Source organism: Pseudomonas oryzae, assembly GCF_900104805.1.
In the GTDB taxonomy this organism is placed as follows: Bacteria; Pseudomonadota; Gammaproteobacteria; order Pseudomonadales; family Pseudomonadaceae; genus Geopseudomonas; species Geopseudomonas oryzae.
On sequence record NZ_LT629751.1, the window covers coordinates 3,125,142 to 3,147,045 of the forward strand.

Below are 21,904 nucleotides of genomic sequence, written 5' to 3' on the forward strand. Positions count from 1 at the left end.
ACCGGCGCTTGCCCATCTCATCAGAATAATTCTATTTCTCTGCCAACTATCTGTGGTTCAGCCGTCTGCCCCCTAACTCGAGCGGCAGCAGCACTGGACATGTGCTTGAATAGTTCAGGACTCTCAACCAAGCGAGCAATACCCTCTGCCATTTCCTGGAAGTTGTCGCCAGCAGCCAAAACACCGCAGGATTCATCGACAAACTCAGGGATTGCAGTAATGCCATTCGTCACCGGAACAAGACCGGATGACATGGCCTCATCTCGCGACACGCCTTGCGCATCCATCCGGGTAGGGCAGAGGAAAATACCGTACTCCTTGTGCAGGGCTGCAATTTCGTTTTGCTTGAGGAACCCGCGTTCGATACGCACATTCGGATATTTACGTAGAGGCTCCAGAGTTTCATCAAAGAGCACCCCATCGCCGATCATCCGGATCTCAAGCTCTTTGAACCATGGCTTTTTCGCCAGCAACTCAATCGCCTTGACGCTCAGATCATTGGCGTACTTGGCCGATGCGTAAGGCCTGATCGAAAGGATTTTCTTGCGCTGCTCGGCAGGCTTCTCCTGATAAGAGAACAACTCAGTATTAATCGGATTATGGATGATTTCGTACTGATTCTCAGGAATCCGGAAACCGATATCTTCCATAACCTCTTCAGCGAAATAGCGCGAGACAAACACAAGTTTCAGATTTTCTGGCATTGGCTGCAGCAACCCACGCCAGAACGCCATACGCTTTTCACTTTCCAGCTTTGCAACCTGCAACTGGTCTTCACTGCTGTAGTTGTACTCACGGCGCCACCACGGCTGTACCTCAGCGCCATGCACCCAGACAATGACTTTCAGGCGGGACACATGCTTCTGCAGCACCTCCCACATATCAGGATCGAGGAAGTGCACAAGGACAGACTTGTAGTGACCGCCTTGCAGCATCTTGTCCAGAATTTCCTGTGAGCCAGTAACGACATCGACATCCTGGAACTCGTGGTAGCTCACCGCCTCGCTCTTGCGCAGACGGAATACGTCCACCAGAACCCCACGCTCACGATAGGCAGTCACCCTGCTATGCACGAAACCATTACGATACAGATCCTCGTAGGAGGGGTAATGGTTGGTTACCAACAGGTGCTCGGCCCGTTCGAGCATTTCCGAAGGCTGCAAATCGCGGTGCTCCAGCACCAACCCCTTGACGTCCGTTGAGCCCCCTGAATAGACACGCCAGCCCAGGCGTACGAACGCGGTCTCCGGAGGAATCTCGGCGGTCTGATTGCGGTTGGCGTGATATATCACATGACTGATGCGCTGCTTCTGCGCATCCAGGAACAACAGCACCAATTGCAGACTCAGGCCTGGACCGGCATCAAGGAACAACTTCAGCTTATCGCAGACGCCCAACTCTTCCAGCTTCAGATCGGTGCCTGCATACAGATATTCATGCTTACCGTCCGCAAGGTTAGAGCTGATATGCCAAGCTGCTTCACTCAGTTCGAACTGAACATGCTTGCTGCGAATAGGGCCGAAGATTTTCGCCAACTCCTGGAAGTTGAGAACACGCCCCTGATCGGCAGACTGCACAGCCGGCTTGATGCCCTCGGCACGCGACTGGAGATCATTGATACTCAACCCGACATTGAGAGCCAGGTCGTCTACCTGCTCTGCGGCCTCCGAGGCAGCGACCTCTGCGCCTTGGTGGCAATAGTTGTAGGGATCGATAGCCAGCATCTGCTCGTAACGGAAAAGCTTTCCTTCGAGGTTCTTTGCCCAGTCGAGTGCTGGTAGAGCCGATACCAAGTCAGCTTTGATAGCAGCTCTACGGGCAGCCAGCTCGCGGGCCTGGCGGTAAACACCGCTCTCCTCTACCAGGCAAATGCTGCCCTTGTCACACGCATAATGATCTGCCTTGCCAATCACTTGCGCCTGGCTGTAACAGGTAGCCAAGGCGATATCGAGCAAATAGTTGGGGCCGTAATAGTCCTCCGCACTCATGCCGGCCACCCACTGGGCTCCGTTGGTCAGCTCGCCGAGGGACAAGCCTCCAAGCTGCTCAGGTGTGAGCATGGCAATACGCGGATCATCGACCTTCCTGCGGATGGCCTCCGCGCTATCGGTAACCAGGTACATGCGGGCTTTGGTGTATTGCTGGCGCAGCATGCAGGTCAGCAATTTTTCAGCCTGACGCTCATTCGCTGCATGACCGACAACCACGACTTGCGGCAACGAATCCTGAACAGGCTGCCCCGCAACCTTGGCCAGGACGTAGTTCAAGCGCTGACCGTAGGTGTGCTCCTGCATCACCTTGCGCAATGCAGCAAGACGCAGTTTACCGCTGGTTTCCTCGTCTTGTGCCAGTTCACCCAGGCGACGGACCATTTCCTCTCCGTCGTCGGTAGTGACAACCAGATCACCGAAGAGCAGTCGAACTCCTCGCGAGAAATTGCTGACCGTAACCGTATTGCTGCCGAGCAGTTCGTAGACACGGCGAGCAAACATGCTCTGCGACTGCTTGATTGAGTTCAGGTTGATCGAGTAACGGTAGCCCTTGTAAGCCTTGTCGATCTGATCGAACGGCAGTGTGCCTACGATGTAGGACTGGTATTTCTCGGGGAACTGATAGTTTGGATCATTTTTTCCGTAATTACGATCAAAAATCTCCAGCGGGCGAAACTCGGGAAGCTTGGCAACGAAGTTGTCGAGATCCCGCGTACGCTCGGGATAGCGTACGTAGTAGGCACCGGCGAAACAGAATGCATCCTTGCGCTGGTACAACTCGATGGGGTTATGCACGGCCGGCTGGCATGCAAATGGTAGCAAATACACCCTATCGTGCCCCAAGGCAGCCTTGTAGCGATGGATACAGTCGATATCGGTTGTGAATACGAAGTCGAACTGCTTGGCGGTGGTCAGGAAGGTCTCAAAGTGAACCGGGTCTTCCTTGTTCCAGAACACGGTCGGTACCTTTTTATTACGGCACCAAGCCAGGATACCCTGCAACTCCTGACTGTTGTGTCCGACCTTGCTACCCCACAGATTTTCCTTGCCTCGCCATGCCGATTCGATAAACAGCAGCTCGGGCTGAAAATCCTGCAATTCCACACGCCAGTTATCCGGAGACAATTGCATCAAGTTGCACTCATAGCGGTAGGAGCCATAAGTGAACTCATCCATGATGCAGGCAACCTTCAGTTGGCTCGCCGGCACATCGGCAGTGCGCAGTAGACCCTGCCGAATCTCGCCGGCATTACTCACCTCGGCAAGCGGAGTTACTGCAGGAGAGAAGGGCTTCGCTATCGCAGGGGAAGATGACTGCTTGATGGAAACACTGACTGATGAAAGCTTCTGGCGCCTTTTCTTGCCTTGCCTATAGGCTTTCTTGCACAGCCCCAGCAACGCCTTGGGGAGACGCACAAAGCCACCAACTGAGGTGGCCCCGGCCTTGAGCTGATAACCCAACTGATAAGTTAGGCTGGCACGAGTTTTGATAAGGCGTTGCTCGGCAGCTTGGCGTTTGCTGTTGGCATCTTTCAGACTTGCGCTCAGCTCCTCAATTTTCTTCTGCTGCTCCCGGGTCTTACCCATCAGGGTTTCCAAGTTAGACTTGAAGTGTGGAATTTGCTCCCCGGTGGCGATTCGGTACTTCTGGTTAGCAGATTCCAGCCACCCTTTGGCCGCACCCAGTTCATTTTCGAGACGCTGGCGGATCTCTTCCCATTGCTGGCTGTTTTCATCCAACAGTGTTTCCGTCGCCTCGCGACTTGCTATCTCCTGATCCAATTGCTCCAGCAGGGCGTCGCGCTCCTGGACCTGAGCCTGGCACTTGGCCTCCAGCTCCCGGCGTACATTGATCTCGCCAGCCAGTTGCTCATGGAGGGCATCACACTCCTGCTCAGCCTTGCTTTTCGCCTCATTCAGCGCCTCAGACTTGGTCTTGAGGCTATCAGCCTGTTCCGTGGCAGCCCGGTACTTGCGGTTACTTTCATCCAGCTTAGCCTTGAGCCCAACCAACTCGTCACTCAGGGCAACGCTCTTGGCGCTCTCCGCTGTCAGGTTCTGTTTCAGTGTCGCTACTTGCTCTGTGGAGGAGCGGTATTTCTTGTTTGTCTCGTCAAGTCGCTTCAGTGCGCCACCGAGCTCCTGGCGCAGGCTGCGTTCTACATGTTCAAAGGCGCGTTCCAGAGCAAAAATCTGCTCTGCTGGAAGGTCGCGCTGCGCATCCATGGGGCGCTCTTCCTTCTTGATGGCAACCAATCCCAGCCACTTTCCGAGCATCTTGACCTCTGTAACTTCAAGATGCCGAGCAAGCAGCCTGTAGGGCTCTTGCAAGTAAAACGTATGCTTGTGGTCGATGAAGTCATTGACCCCGAACGGCACAGTCACGATCAACCGACCGCCCTTCTTGAGCAATGAGGAGGCCTTTGCAACGAACAGCTCGGGGCGAACGAGATGCTCCAGCACCTCGCTGATCACGATTGTCTCTACGTCGATATCTTCGACGTCCAGGGCGAGAAAGTCGGCATTTACATAAGTGACGTTCCTCTGCACATGCTCGGGTTCTGCGCGCAGGTATTGGGTGGCCTCTTCAATAGCTTGCGGGCTGGTATCGACACCAATGACCTTACATCCCTCACGGGCAAGCAAGAGTGGCACTATGCCTTGTGAGCATCCGACGTCGAGCACGCTATTCCCTGCAACGTGCGCGCAGATCCAGTGTATGCGCTCCTGGGTTTCCCGCATGAACTGCTCACCCAGCTTCCCGTAGTAAGCTTCCATGACACGGTCATGAATATCAGCCAGTTGAGAACTGGTATCGGCAGATGTTTGCTGGTGAGAGGGCTGGGTGACAGAGTTCATCAAGCTATTACCTAATTAGTTCTCAAGAATGCCGGTTGCATCTACGACACGTACGCCCTGACACAATGCCGGCATATCCAGAAACTCGCGATGCTTAACCAGCAGTACGACGACATCGGCGACCTCAAGGGCCTGCTGTACGTCTAGCTTTGCGTGCGCCGCCAAGCTCTTGGGGAGCTCCTCGATATTCGGCTCGACCAAAACCAGCTTGGTGGAGAGCTCAGATGCCAAAGTCTTGGCAATTCCCAGCGAGGGGCTTTCACGCAAGTCGTCAATATCCGGCTTGAACGCCAGGCCGAAGCAGGCGACGGTAACATCGCGCGCGGTTTGCCCCGGGTTCTCCACCAGGAATGCACCGACGGCCTGCTTGACCTTGTCGATCACCCACTGGGGCTTGCCATCATTGACCTCGCGAGCAGTGCGGATCAGGCGCGCCTCGTCCGGAGTCTGGCTGACGATGAACCAGGGATCGACCGCGATGCAGTGACCGCCGACGCCCGGGCCAGGCTGGAGGATGTTGACGCGCGGGTGACGGTTGGCCAGGCGGATCAGCTCCCACACATTGATGCCGAGCTTGTCGCAGATGATCGACAACTCATTGGCGAAGGCGATGTTCACGTCACGGAAGCTGTTTTCGGTCAGCTTGCACATTTCGGCGGTGCGGGCGTCGGTGATGATGCACTCACCCTCGACGAAGATCTTGTACAGCGCCTGTGCCGCCTTCGAGCACTTCGGCGTCATGCCGCCGATGATGCGGTCGTTTTCCACCAGCTCGCGCAGGACGTGGCCCGGCAGAACGCGCTCCGGGCAGTGGGCGACGCGAACGTCAGAGTCCTCACCATGGGTCTGCGGGAAGGTCAGGTCCGGGCGGGCCTCAGCCAGCCAGGCGGACATGGCTTCGGTGGCGCCAACCGGGGAGGTGGACTCGAGAATCACCAGGTCGCCAGCCTTGAGCACCGGAGCAATGGCCTTACTGGCAGCCTCGATATAGGAGAGATCCGGCTCGTGGTCGCCCTTGAACGGCGTCGGCACGGCGATCAGGAAGGCGTCGGCAGCCTCGGGAGTGGTGGTCGCACGCAGGTAGCCCTCCGTCACGGAGGCGTGCACGACGATGTCCAGATCCGGCTCGATGATGTGGATCTCACCCCGGTTGATGGTGTCCACGGCTTTCTGGTTCACATCGACGCCGATGACTTTCTTCTTGCGCGAAGCGAAGACGGCAGCGGTAGGCAGGCCGATATAGCCGAGGCCGATGACGGAAATGGTCTGGAAGGGCATGGCAATCCTTTCTATCTGGAGTCAAGTAAGGTTGACCCTCCCTGCCTAGTTAGGAGAGAGGATCCTTCAGAGAAAATAGGTAGCGGAACAGGCCTGTTCAGCGATTTGCGAGCAATGCGTCTAGGATACGCTGGCAGGCTTGGCCATCGCCGTAGGGGTTGTGGGCGTAGCTCATGGCCTTGTAGGCGTCTTGGTCAAGCAACAGGCGATTCAGTTCGCGGACGATACTGGCTGCCTCGGTGCCAACCAGTTTGACGGTGCCGGCGGCCACAGCCTCGGGGCGCTCGGTGGTATCGCGCATGACCAGCACAGGCTTGCCGAGGGAAGGCGCCTCCTCCTGAATACCGCCAGAGTCGGTCAGGATGATGTGGGCGCGACTCATCAGGTGGACGAAAGGCAGATAGTCCAGCGGCTCGATCAGATGGATGTTGTCGATGCCGGTCAGCAGGCGGTTGACGGGCTCGCGCACGTTCGGATTCAGATGTACCGGGTAGACGATATCGACATCGGGATGTTGCTGGGCAACCTCCACCAGCGCCTGGCAGATGCGCTCAAAACCACCGCCGAAGCTTTCACGGCGATGACCGGTAACCAGGATCAGCTTGCGGGAGGCATCTAGAAATGCGGTTGGCGCGGCCGCCTTGGCGTACAGCGCATTATCCTGATCCAGGCGATTGACCACGTCGAGCAGGGCATCGATCACCGTATTGCCGGTGACAACAATGCTGTCCGGCGCGACGCCTTCCCTGAGCAGGTTTTCCTGGGAGTTGCTGGTCGGCGCAAAATGCAGGTTGGCCAGGGCGCCGGTAAGCTTGCGGTTGGCCTCTTCCGGCCACGGCGAGTAGAGGTTGCCGGTGCGCAGGCCGGCTTCCACGTGAGCAACCGGGATCTGCTGGTAGTAGGCAGCAAGGCTGGCGGCAAAGGTGGTGGCGGTATCCCCGTGAACCAGCACCATGTCCGGCTTGAACTCGGCAAATACGCCTTTCATGCCTTGCAGGATTGCGCTGGTGACATCGGTCAGGTCTTGGCCCGGCCGCATGATGTTCAGGTCGAAATCCGGCTGAATCTCGAACAGGCCCAGCACTTGGTCGAGCATTTCGCGGTGCTGACCGGTGACACAGACCTTGGCCTCGAAGCGCTCATCGGCGGCCAGGGCAAGAGCGAGGGGGGCCATTTTGATTGCTTCGGGACGAGTGCCGAAGACACAGAGGGTTTTCATGCTAGAGGATCCCTGAAGGGCTTGCGAATTATGAACCAATGTATGTTCTGGACCGCATTGGCCATGCGGACGCCCTGAAAGGGCGATCCCGGTGGCGATCCATATTTCAAACGTCTTGCGGGCCTGACAACCCCCGACGAGAGGGGCCAATTGCCGCCCCGCATCAAGGCGCCATGCACCCGACGAATTTCTTTCAGCCAACGAGGCATCAGACACTGATACCGAGGTAGCGGCTCTTGCACAGACACGCTACCGCCCCAGGATTTCTCGTGTATTTCCTGAGAACGAAGCGCAACGCAGCGGAGCGGGTGAACGCCCAGTAACGAACACCCTTTATAGGCAACAGGCTGGTGCAGCGTGCCTGCTGCCCCAAGCCAGGCGAATCCCAACATGGAAAAGGGGGGCATTTTGCCCGCGCCCCCCTTCACTTTGCAAAACGTGCAAGGTTGTGAGCCCCTAGTTGAGCCCTTCATCCGGCAACAAGTTCGCCACCCCATCCAGCAACCGCCCGAGCGCCCCCTGATTGGCCTGCAGTACGGCCAGCGCGGCACTCCCTCTGCGCTGACGCTCTTGCGGGCTGCCTATGAGCTGCCGCAACTGCAGAGCTAGCTCATGGTCGTCCTCCAATTCCAGCAGCGCCCCCTTCGCACGCAACTGCCCGGCGATCTCCAGGAAGTTGAACAGATGCGGGCCACTCAGCACAGGCAGGCCCAGCGCCGCTGGCTCCAACAGGTTGTGCCCGCCGTTGGGCACCAGGCTGCCACCGACGAAGGCCACATCGGCAAGCGCATAGAGAAACAGCAGCTCGCCCATGGTGTCACCGAGCAGCACCTGGTCGTCTGCGGTCACCGGCTGGCTGGACGAACGGCGCACGGTGCGGAAACCGGCGCGTTGGCATAGGACATGGACACTGTCGAAACGTTCGGGATGGCGCGGCACCAGGATCAGCAGCCCGTCTGATTTCTCGGCCAGCAACTGGCGATGGGCTTCGAGGACGATCTCGTCCTCGCCGGCATGGGTGCTGGCGGCGATCCACACCGGGCGGGCACTCGCTCCCCAACTGGCGCGCAAGGCCTGGGCACGTGGCTTGAGCTCGGGATCGATGCTCAGGTCGAACTTGATCGAGCCGGTGACGCTGACGCACTCGGGGCGGGCGCCGAGTTGACGGAAGCGCTCGGCTTCGGCCGCGGTCTGCACGGCGATCCAGCTCATTTCGACGAGCATCGGCCGGGTCAGTCCCGCAAAGCGCGCGTAGCCGCGGGCGGATTTTGCCGACAGGCGGGCATTGGCCAGTACGGTGGGGATACCGCGCCTGGCGCACTGATGAATGTGGTTGGGCCACAGCTCGGTCTCCATGATCACCGCAAGCCTCGGCCGAACCCGGTCGAGAAAGCGTGCTGCCGCCCATGGCAGGTCGTAGGGCAGGTAGCAGTGCTGCACCCGTTCGCCGAACAGCGCGCGGATGCGCTCGGAACCGGTTGGGGTCATGCAGGTGACGGTGATCGGCAGCTCGGGGTGGCGCTCGAGGAGCGCGCGGATCATCGGCGCCGCGGCGATGCTCTCGCCCACCGACACGGCGTGCACCCAGATACCGCCCGTCCTGAGGGGCGGCAGGCCGAACGAGAAGCGTTCGGACATACGCTGGCGGTAGGCCGGGGCCTTGCGGCCGCGCAGGAACAGACGCAGGACGATTAATGGCAGTGCGAGGTGCAGCAGAAGCGTGTAAATGTGGCGATTCATGGGCGCGGAGCTTACTCCCGGAGGGCCACTGCGCAAAGCGCAAGGCGGCCTGCGCATCGGCAGATAGCATTTTGCTTACAAAAATATGAGCCTTTTCTCACCCCGATTACGGCTGCAGGAGCTGGTGCGCCAGGCAATCCGCCAGCCAGCGAGCCGCCGGGCCGGCGGCTTCATCACGGCGATGGACCAACTCCACCACCAGCGGCGGCGGCCGATGATCACTGTTCAGCTCGACCAGCAGGCCGCGATAGGTCGGATACTCCACCACGTGACGGGGTAGCCAGGCCCAGCCCAGGCCGCGACTCACCAACTCGGCCATGACGTAGAAGCTGTCGGCGCGCCACACCAGCGGTGCCAGCTGCTCCCCACCGGGGTAGCGGTTGTCTCGCGGGGCCATCAGCAATTGCCGGTGGCGGGCCAGCTGCCGGTGGTCGACCCGAACCTCGCTCGCCAGCGGGTGAGCGCCACCGCATACCGTGACCATCTCGATGGCCCCCAGATTGCGGCGCTCCAGTGCCTCGGGCATCTGCTCGTGATGGAACAGCAGACCGAGGTCCGCCTGCCGCTCGAGCAGCTTGCGTGCCACGTCGCCCTGGGCGCCGCTGGCCAGCTGTACTTCGAGACGGGGAAAGGCCTCGGCCAGCGCACCCAGGCTGGCGAGCACCGGTGGATAGGGCATGGCTTCGTCGAGGGCCAGGCGCAGCCGGACCTCTTCGCCTCGGGCGAGGCCCAGCGCCCGCGCCTCCATGCGCTCGCACTGCTGCAGCACCGCGCGCGCCTCCCCCAGTAGCGCCGCCCCAGCCGCCGTGAGTCTCGGCTGCCGGCCGCTGCTACGGTCGAACAGCACTACGCCCAAGTCGGCCTCCAGCAGCGCCACGGCACTGCTCACCGCCGACTGCGCGCGCCCCTGCCGCCGCGCCACTGCGGAAAACGAACTGACCTCGGCGACGCCGACGAACAGTCGCAACTGCTCCAGACTCCAGTGCATGCCCGGCAACCCATCTTGATTGAAGATAGGTTTCAACTTTACCCCATCGCGGATGCCCCTAGAATCCCGCCACAGAGCACTCCGGGAGGACCTGCCATGAGCGGTTATTTCTACCTTGCCATCGCCATCACCGCCGAAGTGGTCGCTACCACCGCACTCAAGGCGGTCGACGGCCTGCAACGTCCGCTGCCCTTGCTGCTGGTAGTCGCCGGCTACCTCACGGCCTTCTGGATGCTGAGTCTGGTGATGCGCAGCATCCCGGTCGGCATCGCTTATGCCATCTGGGCCGGTCTGGGTATCGTGCTGGTCAGCCTCGCTGCCCTGTTCCTCTACGGCCAGCGGCTGGATCTGCCGGCCGTGCTGGGCATGGTGCTGATCGTCGGCGGCGTGCTGGTTATCCAGCTGTTCTCCGCCACCGCCGGGCACTGAACGGGCGGGTTATACTGCGCGCCTGTTTTTAAGCGAGATCCGCCCATGTCCCACCCCCTCAGCACGGACGTCCTGATCGTCGGCGGCGGCGTCGCCGGCCTGTGGCTCAATGCCCGCCTGCGTCGCCTCGGCTATGCCAGCCTGCTGGTGGAATGCGCCGCCCTCGGCGGCGGCCAGAGCGTGAAGTCACAGGGGATCATCCATGGCGGCACCAAGTACGCGCTGAGCGGCGCACTGACCGGCTCCTCCGAGGCCATCGCCGAAATGCCGCGGCGCTGGCGCGAGGCGCTGGCCGGCAGCGGCGAGCTGGACCTCTGCGGCGTGCGCCTGCTCTCCGCTGCACACTACCTGTGGTCGCCGGGCACCCTGGCCGGCAACCTGACCAGCTTCTTCGCCAGCAAGGCGATGCGCGGGCGGGTCGATGCGGTCAAGGGCGCCGATCTGCCGGCGGCGCTGCAGGACCCGAAGTTCAAGGGGCGCGTCTATCGACTGGCAGAACTGGTGCTCGACGTGCCCAGCCTGATCGCGCGCCTGGCCGAACTGGCTGGCGACAGCCTGCTGGCCGGCGCGCGCATCGAGCCGCTGCGCGAGGGTGGTGAACTGGCCGGGCTGGTTGTGGATGGCCGCGAGATCCGTGCGCGCCGCGTGGTGCTGTGCGCCGGGCAGGGCAATGCCGGCCTGCTGCACAGCCTGGGCATCGCACAGCCGCAGCAGCAGCTGCGGCCGCTGCACATGGTGCTGGTCAAGGGGGCGACCCTGAAACCGCTGTACGCCCACTGCCTGGGCGGCGGTCCCAAGCCGCGGGTCACCATCACCAGCCATCCGACTCCTGACGGCCAGTGGGTGTGGTATCTGGGCGGCGATCTGGCCGAGGCCGATGGTGTGGCGCGCGACGAAGCGGCGCAGATCCGCGCCGCGCAGAAGGAGCTGGGCGAGCTGCTGCCGTGGATCGACCTGTCCGCTGCCGAGTGGCGCACCCTGCGCGTCGATCGCGCCGAGCCGGCGCAGTCCGGCCTGGTACGCCCGGACAACGCCTTCCTCAGTGAGCAGGGCGCCCTGCTGGTTGGCTGGCCGACCAAGCTGGCGCTGGCCCCCGACTTCGCCGACCGCGTGCAGGCCGCCCTGGAGCATGCCGCCATCCGCCCCTCCGGCGTGCTCTCCCTGCCGGAACTGCCGCGCCCGCCGCTCGCCGCGCCCCTGTGGGAGGAACTGTTCGCATGACCACCCTGCACGATCTGTGGCGCCCGCTGGGCTCGACCGGCCTGCGCGTCTCGCCACTCGGCCTCGGCACGGTCAAGCTCGGCCGCGACCAGGGCGTGAAGTACCCGAGCGGCTTCACCATTCCCGACGACCGTGCGGCCAGCGAGCTGCTGGCCCAGGCGCACGCCCTCGGCATCAACCTGCTGGACACCGCACCGGCCTACGGGGTCAGCGAGCAGCGCCTCGGCCCGTTGCTGCGCGGCCAGCGCCACGACTGGGTCATCTGCAGCAAGGTCGGCGAGGAGTTCGACAACGGTGCCTCGCGTTTCGACTTCAGCGCCGCGCACACGCGCCTGTCGGTCGAGCGCAGTCTGCGCCGGCTGGAAACCGACTACCTCGATCTGGTGCTGGTGCACTCCGACGGCAACGACCTGGCGGTGCTGCAGCAGGAGGTGTACGCCACCCTGGCCGATCTCAAGCGCGCAGGCCTGATCCGTGCCTTCGGCTTCTCCGGCAAGACCGTGGCCGGCGGGCTGCAGGCCCTGCAGGACGGCGACTGCGCGATGGTCACCTACAACCTCGCCGAGCAGGGCGAACGGCCGGTACTCGACTACGCCGCCGCCCACGGCAAAGGCATCCTGATCAAGAAGGCGCTGGCCAGCGGACATGCCTGCCGTCCCGCGCTGACTGCCGCAGAGGCCGCCGGTTTGGCGGAGGCGGATCCGGTGCGCGCCAGCTTCGAGCTGATCTTCGCCCATCCGGCGGTGAGCAGCGCGATCGTCGGCACCATCAACCCGGCACACCTGGCGCACAACGTGGCCACCGCCACCACCGTGCTCGGCCGCCTGCGGGCCGACGACCGCTGAAACCGGCGATCGCGACGATCGGTCCGACCATGCCGGGCGGACTCGTCTAACCTGTGCTGACCCGCTGCGGGGCCCTGCCCCGCGCCGCAGGGTCATCCCCTTCCCGCCAACCGTTCGTCAGCCGAAGAGGAGCCGCCATGCCGAGGATTCTCGCCCGCAAGAGCCCGGACACCTTCAAGACCCTGCCGCTGTACGTGGAAGCCAACCCACAGTGCCTGGTCTACCAGCCGCTCGGCGCGCCGCTGAACTTCCGCCAGATGCTCGAACGGCGGCGACCGCTGCAGGTGGCCAATCCCCAGCACTTCACCTGCGAACTGGCCAACCTCGGGGTCTCGGTACGCCTGACCCTGGCCTGGCAGGGACGCGACTACTGGCTGCTGGTGCGCCAGCTGCGCCGCGATCGCGGTGACTGCGTGCTCAAGCTGATCTCCGGCTATGTGCCGAGCCACGAGCTGCACCTGCCGCTGCACACCGCCCTGCAGGAAGTGGCCGAGGAGTGCCTGGTGGAAACGCCGCGCGGCTGGCTGGGCGGGCGCTTCGGCGAACACTGGCTGCCCACGCCGCACGCCGACAGCCTGCCGTACCACGACGAGCAGTACTTCCGCCTCAGCCCGCTGTGTGGAGACGCGCGCCGGGTGCACGCCGGCGAGCTGCCGCTGCTGGAGCGTCCGCAGGCCTACGTGCACCTGCCGACCGCATCGCTGCAACTGGTCTACGACCTGCGCCTGGAGTTGCCCGGGGGGGTACAGGCGCCCAGCCTGTATCACAGCGACGAGTATCTGGAAGACGGCGTGCTGGTCAGCCGTCTGGATCCGCAGCAGCCGGATCTCTACCTGCTGCCGATCGAGCGCCCGCGCGAACTGTTCACCCTCCGCCAGGGCGAACTGCACCCCGTCCCGACCGAAGGACTGTGGCTGTCGGAAAGTTTCGCGATGCAGGATGGCTGGCTGATCCGCGACGAGCGGATCAGCTGGACGGACTGGGTGCGGCAGCGGCGCTGCGCATAGGGCGGGCTAGCGCGTAGGGTGGATTAGCCGCGCAGCGGCGTAATCCACCATCAATGGCCACCCGCTCGCCGATTGCCGGCTCAGGCTGGACGGTGGGTTACGGCCTGCGGCCTAACCCACCCTACATGGAATCGCTCCGCAACGCAGCTCAGCGACGCAGCAGTACCGCCGAGCCCCAGGACAGACCGACGCCGAAGCCGCTCATCACCAGGTTTTTCCACTGCGAGCCGTCGAAGGCGTAGCGCTCCATCAGCAGCGGGATGGTCGAGGACACGGTATTGCCGGCGCCGAACATGTCCTTCACGACTCTGTCACCGTTCTCGCCTAGTCTCTTGGCGATGGCATCGACGATCGCGCCGCTGCCCTGGTGCAGGCAGTAGGCATCCACGCTGTCCAGGCTCAGGCCGGCTTCCTCGAGAACCTCCTGCATGTGCGGGATGATCTTCAGGCTGGCGAAGTTGAACACCTGGCGGCCGTTCATGTGGAAGCAGCCGTCGCGCACGATCAGGTGGTCGGCGCCGCTGCCGTCGGTGCCGAAGCGCGCCGGCCCCAGCTCCCACACCGGATCCTCGCCGATCCAGGTGGCGGTGGCGGCATCGCCGAACAGCAGGGTGGTCATGCGATCGTTGCGATCCATGATCTTCGAGTAGGGGTCGGCGGTGACCAGGATGCCGTTCTTCAGACCGGCGGCTTCCATGAAGCCCTTGATCACGTAGAGGCCGTAGACGAAACCGGAACAGCCGAGGGAGACGTCGAAGCAGGCGACGCTGGTCGGCAGGCCGATCTTGTGCTGGGCGATGGCCGAGGTGTGCGGCAGGCCCTCGCCGTCACCGTTCTGGGTGACCACGATCAGCGCCTGGACATCCTCGAGGCGCAGCTCGGGGTTCTTGGCCAGCAGGTTGCGCACGGCAGCGGCGCACAGGTCCGAGGTCTCCTCGGCGGCATCCTTCACGGAAAGGCTGGGAGTGCCGATCTTGCTCGCGACGAAGGCCTCGTCGCGATCGAAGGCAGCGGCCTGGGCGATGTTGTCGATCCGGCCTGCCGGGATATAACTGGCTATGCTCTTTATTCCGATCATTATGTATTCCCACAATTAAACCGATCACAGCCGCCATGCTGCGGATGGCGGGCTGCAGCCCAGCAGTCCGTGCAGAAACGCCTGCTGCCGCCCGAATACCTGCCGGACGCAGCCTTCGACCTCAGGAACGCTCGCGAATCTTCTCGACAATTGCAGTGGTCGAGCAACTATCGACGAAATTAAGCACCTTCACGTCACCACCGTAGGTCCGCACGATGTCGGCCCCGACCACGCCGTCGATGCCATAGTCGCCGCCCTTGACCAGCACCTCCGGGCGCACCTTCTCGAGCAGCGCCTCGGGGGTGTCCTCGGCGAAACTGACCACCCAGTCCACCGCCCCCAGGCCGGCAAGCACGGCCATGCGCCGGTCGACGCTGTTGATCGGCCGCCCCGGCCCCTTCAGGCGGGTTACCGAAGCATCGTCGTTGATCGCCACGACCAGACGGTCGCCAAGGGCACGCGCCTGTTCCAGATAGGACACATGCCCGGCATGCAGGATGTCGAAGCAACCGTTGGTGAACACCACCTTCTCGCCGTGGGCGCGGGCGTCCTCGAGCGCGGGCAACAGCTGATCGAGGGTCATCACGCCGCGGCCGGCGCCCTGCTCGCGCTGCACCGCGCGGCGCAGCTCCGGCGCGCTGACAGTGGCGGTGCCGAGCTTGCCGACCACGATGCTGGCGGCCAGGTTGGCCAACGCCACCGCCTGCGGCAGTTCCTCGCCGGCAGCCAGAGCCGTGGCGAGGGTGGAAATCACGGTATCGCCTGCACCGGTGACGTCGAACACCTCGCGCGCACGGGCCGGCAGGTGCAGGGGCGGATGGCCCTGGCGCAGCAGGGTCATGCCGTGCTCGCCACGGGTCACCAGCAGGGCGCCCAGATCCAGCTCGGCAAGCAGCTCGAGCCCCTTGGCGACCAGCTCGGCCTCGTCGGCGCAGCGACCGACCACTGCCTCGAACTCGGCGAGGTTGGGAGTGATCAGGCTGGCGCCACGGTAGATGGAGAAGTCCTTGCCCTTGGGATCGGCGAGCACCGGCAGGTTGCGCGCGCGCGCCGCGCGGATCAGCCCCTGGTGGTTCTGCAGCGCGCCCTTGCCATAGTCGGAGAGGATCACCACCCGCACCTTGTCCAGCAGCGCGCTCACCTCGCCGAGCAGCGCCTCGCCATCGGTGGCGAACGGCTCCTCGAAGTCGAGGCGCAACAGCTGCTGATGGCGGCTCATCACCCGCAGCTTGACGATGGTCGGCTGGCTGGCGATGCGCTGGAAGTGCGCCGCCACCCCGGCGGCCTGCAGACGCTCGGCCAGGCTGTCGGCCGCCTCGTCCTGACCGGTGACGCCGACCAGCCAGGCCGGAGCACCGAGCGCGGCGATGTTCAGCGCGACGTTGGCCGCACCGCCCGGGCGGTCCTCGATCTGCTCGACCTTGACCACCGGCACCGGAGCCTCCGGCGAGATGCGGTTGGTCGCGCCATGCCAGTAGCGATCGAGCATGACATCACCGACCACCAGCACGGGGGCCTGATCGAAACGGGGCATGGACAGCTGCATGAGGGCTCCGGGGCGCAAGAGAAAACGGCGGGGATCATAACACGCCACGCCAGGTGCGCCGTGCGCGCCATCGAGAAGCGCGCCGACGGCGCACGGCCGGTCGGCCCCGCCGAGGCATCAGGCGATATCGACGCCCTCCTCCAGGCCCATGGCGTGCAACCGCGCGTAGTAGCCGTTCAGCGCCAGCAGCTCGGCATGGGTGCCACGCTCGACGATGCGGCCCTGGTCCATCACCAGGATCAGATCGGCCTTCTCGATGGTAGACAGGCGATGGGCGATCACCAGGGTGGTGCGCCCCTGCATGACGCGATCCAGCGCCGCCTGGATATGCCGCTCGGACTCGGTATCCAGCGCCGAGGTAGCCTCGTCGAGGATCAGCAGTGGCGCATCCTTGAGCAGCGCGCGAGCGATGGCGATGCGCTGGCGCTGGCCACCGGAGAGCAGCACGCCGTTCTCGCCGACCTCGGTATCGAAGCCCTGCGGCAGCTTGTCGATGAACTCCTTGGCATAGGCGTCGGCAGCGGCCTGCTCGATGGCCGCGCGTGGCGCCCCGGCCAGGTCACCGTAGGCGATGTTGCTGGCCACGCTGTCGTTGAACAGGGTGACCTGCTGGCTGACCAGGGCGATATGGCGGCGCAGGTTGCGCAGCGTATAGTCCTCGATCTCCACGCCATCGAGGAATATCTGCCCTTGATCATGGTGATAGAAGCGCGGGATCAGACCGGCCAAGGTCGACTTGCCGCTGCCGGAGCGACCGACCAGCGCCACCATCTGCCCCGGCTCGACGCTGAAACTGATGTCGTGCAGCACCTGCTTGTCGGTGCCCGGATAGACGAAGCTCAACTGCTTGACCTCGAGGCGGCCGCTGACGCGCTCGCGCTCCACCGTGCCGTGATCGACCTCAGGTGCCTCGTCGAGTTGCTCGAAGATGCTGTCGGCGGCCGCCAGGCCCTTCTGGACATTGGCACTGACCTCCGAGAGCTGCCGGATGGGCTTGGGCAACAGGCCGGCGGCAGTGATATAGGCGACCAGGTCGCCCGCCGTGGCCTCACCACGCAGGAACAGCACGAGGAACATCAGGGCGCCCATGGCGCTGTAGATCAGCAGCTGCAGAGTCGGCGTATAGACCGCAGAGGTCTTGACCATACCGAGCTGCTTGTCGCGGTTGCCCTCGCTGGCCCGGAGAAAGCGCGCCTGCTCGTAGGGTTCGCCGCCAAAGCTGCGCACCACCCGGTAGCCCTGGATGGTTTCCGAGGAGACGTGGGTGAGATCGCCCATCGCCACCTGGACCTTCTTGCTCTGCTTGCGGAATTTCTTGCTGGCGCTGGTCACCATCAGGGCGATCACCGGCAGGATGGCCAGCATCACCAGGGTCAGCTTCCAGTTCATCCACAGCAGGTAGCCGAACAGGAACACGACGGTCAGCCCCTCGCGGATGACCACCTTGATCGCGTCGGTCGCCGCGCCGGTGACCATGGTCACGTTGAAGGTGATGCGCGAGATCAGGTGACCGGAGTTGTGCTGATCGTAGTAACGGTTGGGCAAGGTCAGCAGGCTATCGAACAGCGCCACCCGCAGGTCGTGCACCAGCCCCAGCGAAACCCGCGCCAGATAGTAGTTGCCGAGGAACGATCCGACCCCCTGCCAGGCGGCGATCAGCACGATCAGCAGCGGCACGGCATACAGCAGTGGCAGATCGGCCAGCCACTCCACTCCGGGAAACAGCGCAGCCTCGGGGTTGGTGAGGCCGTCGACGAAATACTTGAGGATCCCCGCCATCATCGGCTGGGTCGAGGCGAAGATCACATAACCGAGGATGCTGACCAGGAAGTAGCCCAGATAGGGCTTCACGTAGGACAGCAGGCGCAGGTAGATGCGGAGGCTCGAAGAAGTTGGAGCGTTCGGGGTTTGGCTCATCGCGGGAGACTGGTCCAGAGAGGCAGGTGCGGGATTCTAGCACGCGCCGATGCCTTGCCCCGACCACACGCCGGCAGGGGGCGTGGACTTAGGGGAAGGCACTGGCCGACAATACTCCACTCTCGGGCACAGCCTGCCCCGCTTCCATCCACGCTCGCAAGGCGACCGCATGAACAAGTCCGCGCCCATCCTCCTGCAGCAGCTGCCTCGCGCCGACCTGGAAAGACTCACCACCGGCGGCCAGATACTCGAGGCCGATGGTCTAGGCCCCAAGGTCTATCAGCTCGGCAACGGGCTGATCCTCAAGATCTTCCGCCAGCGCCGCCTGTTTTCCAGTGCCACATTGTTCCCCTATGCCAGACGCTTCATCAGGAACGCACAACGCCTGGAGGCCGCAGGCATAGCGACCATCAGCCCAGTGCAGTATTTCGACCTGCCGGAAAAGCGTACCACCGCCGTCCTCTACCGCCCTCTGCCCGGAGCCACCGTCGCCCAACTGGTCCGCAATGGCCAACTGGAGCCGGCGATCATTCGGGATCTGGCGCACTTCATCCGCCATCTGCACGAGAAGGGGATCTACTTCCGCTCCCTGCACATCGGCAACATCGTCAGGACACCGGATCAGCGCTGGGGACTCATCGACATTGCCGACATGAGTTTCAGACGCAAGTCCCTGTCTCGCGCGCTGATCGAGCGCAACTTCCGCCACTTCAAACGCCAGCTCGACCGTTTCTGCGCCCACTATCGCTGCGAGTTCCCCTGGCAGGCACTGCGCGAGGCCTACGAGGCAGCGGACTCCTGAGGCGTCCTGCTGCGCCGAAAGTCGAGCAGCGCCAGCAGTGTCGGCAGCCAGAAGTAGATCCACAGCGGACGGGGCGAATCGACCAGACCGCTGGAACTGGCGATCACCCCGGCCCAGCCGGCCAGCGAGACGATGAACCAGGACGAGCGGGTCCGCACGCCCTGGACCACATAGACGAGGGCGAAGGCAACGAAGGTGACGGCGCCAAGCAGTCCTGTCTCGACCAGGATCGACAGGTAGGCACTGTGGGCATGGTGGAACTGTCCCAGATACAGCGGCCGCCCCGCCTGGGTGCAACCCAGGACCCACGAGCAGTGGTCACGCAGGCGCAGCAGAGCATCCTGCCAGATGTCGGCGCGGTAGCTGACGCCCCGGGCGAGCAGCGCCTCGTAGCCTCCGGAGACCAGCACCAGCAGGAGCAGCGCTCCGATCAGCAACAAACTCAGCGCTCGCTCTCGGCCGAGCACCAGCCAGCCGCCCAGCACTGCCAGCAACCCGAGCAGCGCCGAGCGCGACTGGAAGACTATACAGACCAGAAAGGCGAAACCAAGCATCAGCGCGAAGCCGCACAGGTAGGCCAGGCGTCCCCGTTCCAGCAGCTTCGGCAGGCCGTAGACCACCCAGAAGCCCAGCCAGCCGGTCAGGATCATCAGCGAAGCGTGCACCGGATTGCTCGCCCCGGCGTACAGGCGGATGCGCGGCGGCACCCCGCTCGCCCGGTAGGCCTCCAGCCACAGATATACCGCCAGGCAGGCGAACAGCAGACAGGCGATGGCGTACACCAGCCCCGCCAGCCGGAAGCCGCGCCCCTCGCGGACGCACAGACAGAGGCCACCGAACAGCAGCAGCAGATAGAGCTGGTGCTTGAGTAGACGCAGCACCGGATCCCCGCTCAGTCCATCGGCCAGCAGCCCACCGAGAAAATACAGCAGGAGACAGCCGCCTGCCCAACCCGGCCAGTTGCGCCAGGCCGCCGGCACGGCGAACAGCAGCGCCGGCACGGCGAACAACGCGTAGTAGATGTTGTTGCGGTACTTGGCATAGTCGAGCAGGAAGTACGACAACAGAAACGCCAGCAGCATGACGCTCAGGTAATGCGCCAGACCGGCGCTCTCCGCGCGCAGGCGCCACCAAGCCGCCAAGCCGCCATCAATCCGCATGGAACCCCTCGCGCGTAACGCGGAAGAAGCGGCAGTCCGGTCCCGGCACGAAGCACTGCGCTTCGCCCCGGGCCAGATGCCCACCCTCGGTCTTGTACTCGCGCTTCCAGTGATTCTGCTTCCAGTAGAGGAAGTGGAAATACATGAAGCTACGCTCGCTGCGGTCGTTGCTCAGCACACCGTCGCGCCAGTACCACTCGCTGGGGAAGTCGCGGCTGCCATCCACCCAGGCGATCCGGCAGTCCGGCGTGGAGAACTGCTCGCGGAACAAGGTCGAAACACCCAGCGGATTGGCGCCAGGCAGCCATTTGCGCAGCCCCTGCGGCCAGCGCTTGTAGCGCAGGAACAGCTTGCTGAAGGCCGCCTCGTCGAGGCGCTGGCTCTTCTGCTCACAGACCTTGGCCGCCCAGTCGGGAATCCTGCGGAACGCCTCGCGCAGCACCGGGGTATTGCGCAGCAACGAGAAGTGCCCGGAGATCCGCGTGTCGTGGGTGGCGATGACATCGTGGCGCAGCACCTCGGGAGTCAGGAAACTGCGCAGATCGCCGAACACCACGTCCAGATCGCAGAACCCCCAGAAGTCGTAGCCGGAAAGATCTTCCTCGTGCAGGTAGCCATACATCGGCTTCAGATCACACAGCTTGTACGGGCGTACCGGATCGAAGGGGATTCCCAAACGGGCGCTGACAAACGCCAGATAGTCCGCGTAGGCGACCTGACGGAACTCGACGTTGGCCGGCGCATCGGCCGGCGCCGGCGAGTCGCCGATGATCAGCCAGTTCACCGTCGGGTTGCGCCGGCAGCTGAGCAGGAAAAAGTCCAGCCAGAACGGCCAGCTGCCGAAGTAGGGAATGATCAGGAGCATTCGACTCACACTAGAACCCCAGGCGATCCCGCCAACTCAGATACGTGGAACGAGGCAGCAGCGGCTGCCGCAGACAGTCGGCCAGGCGCGTGCCCATGCGATCGTAGGCAAAACGCTCCCGCGCCAGGGCGGCCCCCGCCGCGGCGATCCGCTCGACCAGCGGCGGATCGGCGACGAGCCGGGCCAGCTTGCCCTCGAACTCGGACTCGTCGCGGAACAGCACCACGTTGTGCATGTCCACCAGGCCGGTGGCGCGATCCTCGAGTTCGCCCTGGTCATAGGTCATCAGCAGGCAACCAGCGGCCATGGCCTCGAAGTTCTTCGCCATGTACTCGCCCAGGCCGATGTCGGCCGAGACGAAGATGCGGATGCGCGACAGGCTGCGCGCATAGTCCTCACCGGGCGCGGTGCGCAGCACCTGCAGGCCGTGGGCATCGACCTGCCGCTCGATGAACGCCTTGCGCCCCTGGTAGACCCTGGCATCCAGACGGCCGATGAAGCCGAGGAAGATGTCGCGCTCGACATCGCGCGGATAGATGCTGCGCGAATCGTAGCCCTTGGGCAGGAAGTGGGCATCGAAGCCCTCGGCCGCCAGGCGTCGGGCCACCTCGGCCCCGGAGACGATCAGCCGCGGCCCGCCCAGCCGCCGGTAGTGGCGGGAGAAGCGCCCCTGGTACTTGCCGCCGGCCAGATAGTTCTGGCAGGCGTCGTACTCGAATACCACCAGGTTGGGCACCGTGCGCAATACGCGCCACTGGCGCATCTCCTTCTTGGTGCGCAGTGTGGTCATCACCCGGTCGTAGCGGGCGAAATCGAAACGCCTGAGGGTTGCGGCGAGATCATCCTGCTCGTCCGCATCCAGGCGAACCAGCTCGACCTCGGCATGCTCGCGCAAGGCTTCGGCGAGCAGGTCGAAGGCGTGCACCTCGTAGCTCTGGATCAGCCATAACACCCGCATC

The 21,904-nt window shown here is 63.4% G+C and carries 16 protein-coding genes; 5 read left to right on the plus strand and 11 right to left on the minus strand.

Annotated features, from left to right (window positions below; translation table 11 throughout):
* Nucleotides 1-20: 20 nt before the first annotated feature.
* The 5 genes from BLT78_RS14090 to BLT78_RS14110 all read right to left on the minus strand — a co-directional run bounded on the left by BLT78_RS14090 (nucleotide 21) and on the right by BLT78_RS14110 (nucleotide 10,075).
* Nucleotides 21-4,850 (minus strand): glycosyltransferase family protein, encoded by a 4,830-nt coding sequence (locus BLT78_RS14090; protein WP_090349567.1) that lies wholly within the window; start codon nucleotides 4,848-4,850, stop codon nucleotides 21-23.
* A 15-nt stretch (nucleotides 4,851-4,865) separates the two neighbouring features.
* Nucleotides 4,866-6,128, minus strand: a complete 1,263-nt coding sequence (wecC, locus tag BLT78_RS14095) for a UDP-N-acetyl-D-mannosamine dehydrogenase (protein WP_090349568.1) — start codon at nucleotides 6,126-6,128, stop codon at nucleotides 4,866-4,868.
* Between the two features lie 97 nt (nucleotides 6,129-6,225).
* Complete coding sequence (wecB, locus tag BLT78_RS14100) at nucleotides 6,226-7,347, minus strand: non-hydrolyzing UDP-N-acetylglucosamine 2-epimerase (protein ID WP_090349569.1); 1,122 nt, start codon at nucleotides 7,345-7,347, stop codon at nucleotides 6,226-6,228.
* 456 nt (nucleotides 7,348-7,803) lie between these two features.
* Nucleotides 7,804-9,087 (minus strand): lipid IV(A) 3-deoxy-D-manno-octulosonic acid transferase, encoded by a 1,284-nt coding sequence (gene waaA, locus BLT78_RS14105; protein ID WP_090349570.1) that lies wholly within the window; start codon nucleotides 9,085-9,087, stop codon nucleotides 7,804-7,806.
* Nucleotides 9,088-9,193: 106 nt separating this feature from the next.
* Complete coding sequence (locus tag BLT78_RS14110) at nucleotides 9,194-10,075, minus strand: LysR family transcriptional regulator (protein WP_090349571.1); 882 nt, start codon at nucleotides 10,073-10,075, stop codon at nucleotides 9,194-9,196.
* A gap of 96 nt (nucleotides 10,076-10,171) precedes the next feature.
* Between BLT78_RS14110 and BLT78_RS14115 the strand changes: the two genes are divergently transcribed.
* From BLT78_RS14115 to BLT78_RS14130, 4 genes are all read left to right on the plus strand, one after another.
* Nucleotides 10,172-10,504 carry a DMT family transporter gene (locus tag BLT78_RS14115; RefSeq protein ID WP_090349572.1) on the plus strand — a complete coding sequence of 111 codons (333 nt, stop codon included), beginning with the start codon at nucleotides 10,172-10,174 and terminating at the stop codon, nucleotides 10,502-10,504.
* Nucleotides 10,505-10,549: 45 nt separating this feature from the next.
* Nucleotides 10,550-11,725, plus strand: coding sequence for an NAD(P)/FAD-dependent oxidoreductase (locus BLT78_RS14120; protein ID WP_090349573.1), 1,176 nt, complete (start codon nucleotides 10,550-10,552; stop codon nucleotides 11,723-11,725).
* Nucleotides 11,722-12,570, plus strand: a complete 849-nt coding sequence (locus tag BLT78_RS14125; protein ID WP_090349574.1) for an aldo/keto reductase — start codon at nucleotides 11,722-11,724, stop codon at nucleotides 12,568-12,570. The genes BLT78_RS14120 and BLT78_RS14125 overlap by 4 nt, the downstream gene beginning before the upstream one ends.
* A 137-nt stretch (nucleotides 12,571-12,707) precedes the next feature.
* On the plus strand, nucleotides 12,708-13,577 hold the full coding sequence (locus tag BLT78_RS14130) for a metal ABC transporter ATPase (RefSeq protein ID WP_090349575.1): 870 nt from the start codon (nucleotides 12,708-12,710) through the stop codon (nucleotides 13,575-13,577).
* A gap of 148 nt (nucleotides 13,578-13,725) precedes the next feature.
* Here the strand turns inward: BLT78_RS14130 and BLT78_RS14135 are convergent, their stop codons facing one another.
* The 3 genes from BLT78_RS14135 to msbA form a co-directional block, all read right to left on the minus strand.
* Nucleotides 13,726-14,655, minus strand: a complete 930-nt coding sequence (locus tag BLT78_RS14135; protein ID WP_090349576.1) for a ketoacyl-ACP synthase III — start codon at nucleotides 14,653-14,655, stop codon at nucleotides 13,726-13,728.
* A gap of 121 nt (nucleotides 14,656-14,776) precedes the next feature.
* Nucleotides 14,777-16,201, minus strand: coding sequence for a bifunctional D-glycero-beta-D-manno-heptose-7-phosphate kinase/D-glycero-beta-D-manno-heptose 1-phosphate adenylyltransferase HldE (gene hldE / locus BLT78_RS14140; protein WP_090349577.1), 1,425 nt, complete (start codon nucleotides 16,199-16,201; stop codon nucleotides 14,777-14,779).
* 117 nt (nucleotides 16,202-16,318) lie between these two features.
* Nucleotides 16,319-18,118, minus strand: coding sequence for a lipid A export permease/ATP-binding protein MsbA (msbA, locus tag BLT78_RS14145; protein ID WP_090349578.1), 1,800 nt, complete (start codon nucleotides 18,116-18,118; stop codon nucleotides 16,319-16,321).
* Between the two features lie 169 nt (nucleotides 18,119-18,287).
* On the opposite strand from msbA, the gene BLT78_RS14150 reads away from it, so the two are divergent.
* Complete coding sequence (locus BLT78_RS14150) at nucleotides 18,288-18,920, plus strand: lipopolysaccharide kinase InaA family protein (RefSeq protein ID WP_090349579.1); 633 nt, start codon at nucleotides 18,288-18,290, stop codon at nucleotides 18,918-18,920.
* Here BLT78_RS14150 and BLT78_RS14155 read toward each other — a convergent pair.
* Genes BLT78_RS14155 through BLT78_RS14165 form a run of 3 tightly spaced genes read right to left on the minus strand, consistent with a single transcriptional unit; the run spans nucleotide 18,899 to nucleotide 21,903 of the window.
* Nucleotides 18,899-20,080: an O-antigen ligase family protein gene (locus tag BLT78_RS14155; RefSeq protein ID WP_157719545.1), complete on the minus strand. Its 1,182-nt coding sequence runs from the start codon at nucleotides 20,078-20,080 to the stop codon at nucleotides 18,899-18,901. The two genes, BLT78_RS14150 and BLT78_RS14155, sit on opposite strands and share 22 nt — an antisense overlap.
* Complete coding sequence (locus tag BLT78_RS14160; RefSeq protein WP_090349581.1) at nucleotides 20,070-20,945, minus strand: DUF6625 family protein; 876 nt, start codon at nucleotides 20,943-20,945, stop codon at nucleotides 20,070-20,072. The genes BLT78_RS14155 and BLT78_RS14160 overlap by 11 nt, the downstream gene beginning before the upstream one ends.
* A gap of 10 nt (nucleotides 20,946-20,955) precedes the next feature.
* Nucleotides 20,956-21,903, minus strand: coding sequence for a glycosyltransferase family protein (locus BLT78_RS14165; protein WP_090349582.1), 948 nt, complete (start codon nucleotides 21,901-21,903; stop codon nucleotides 20,956-20,958).
* Between the last annotated feature and the right edge of the window lies 1 nt (nucleotide 21,904).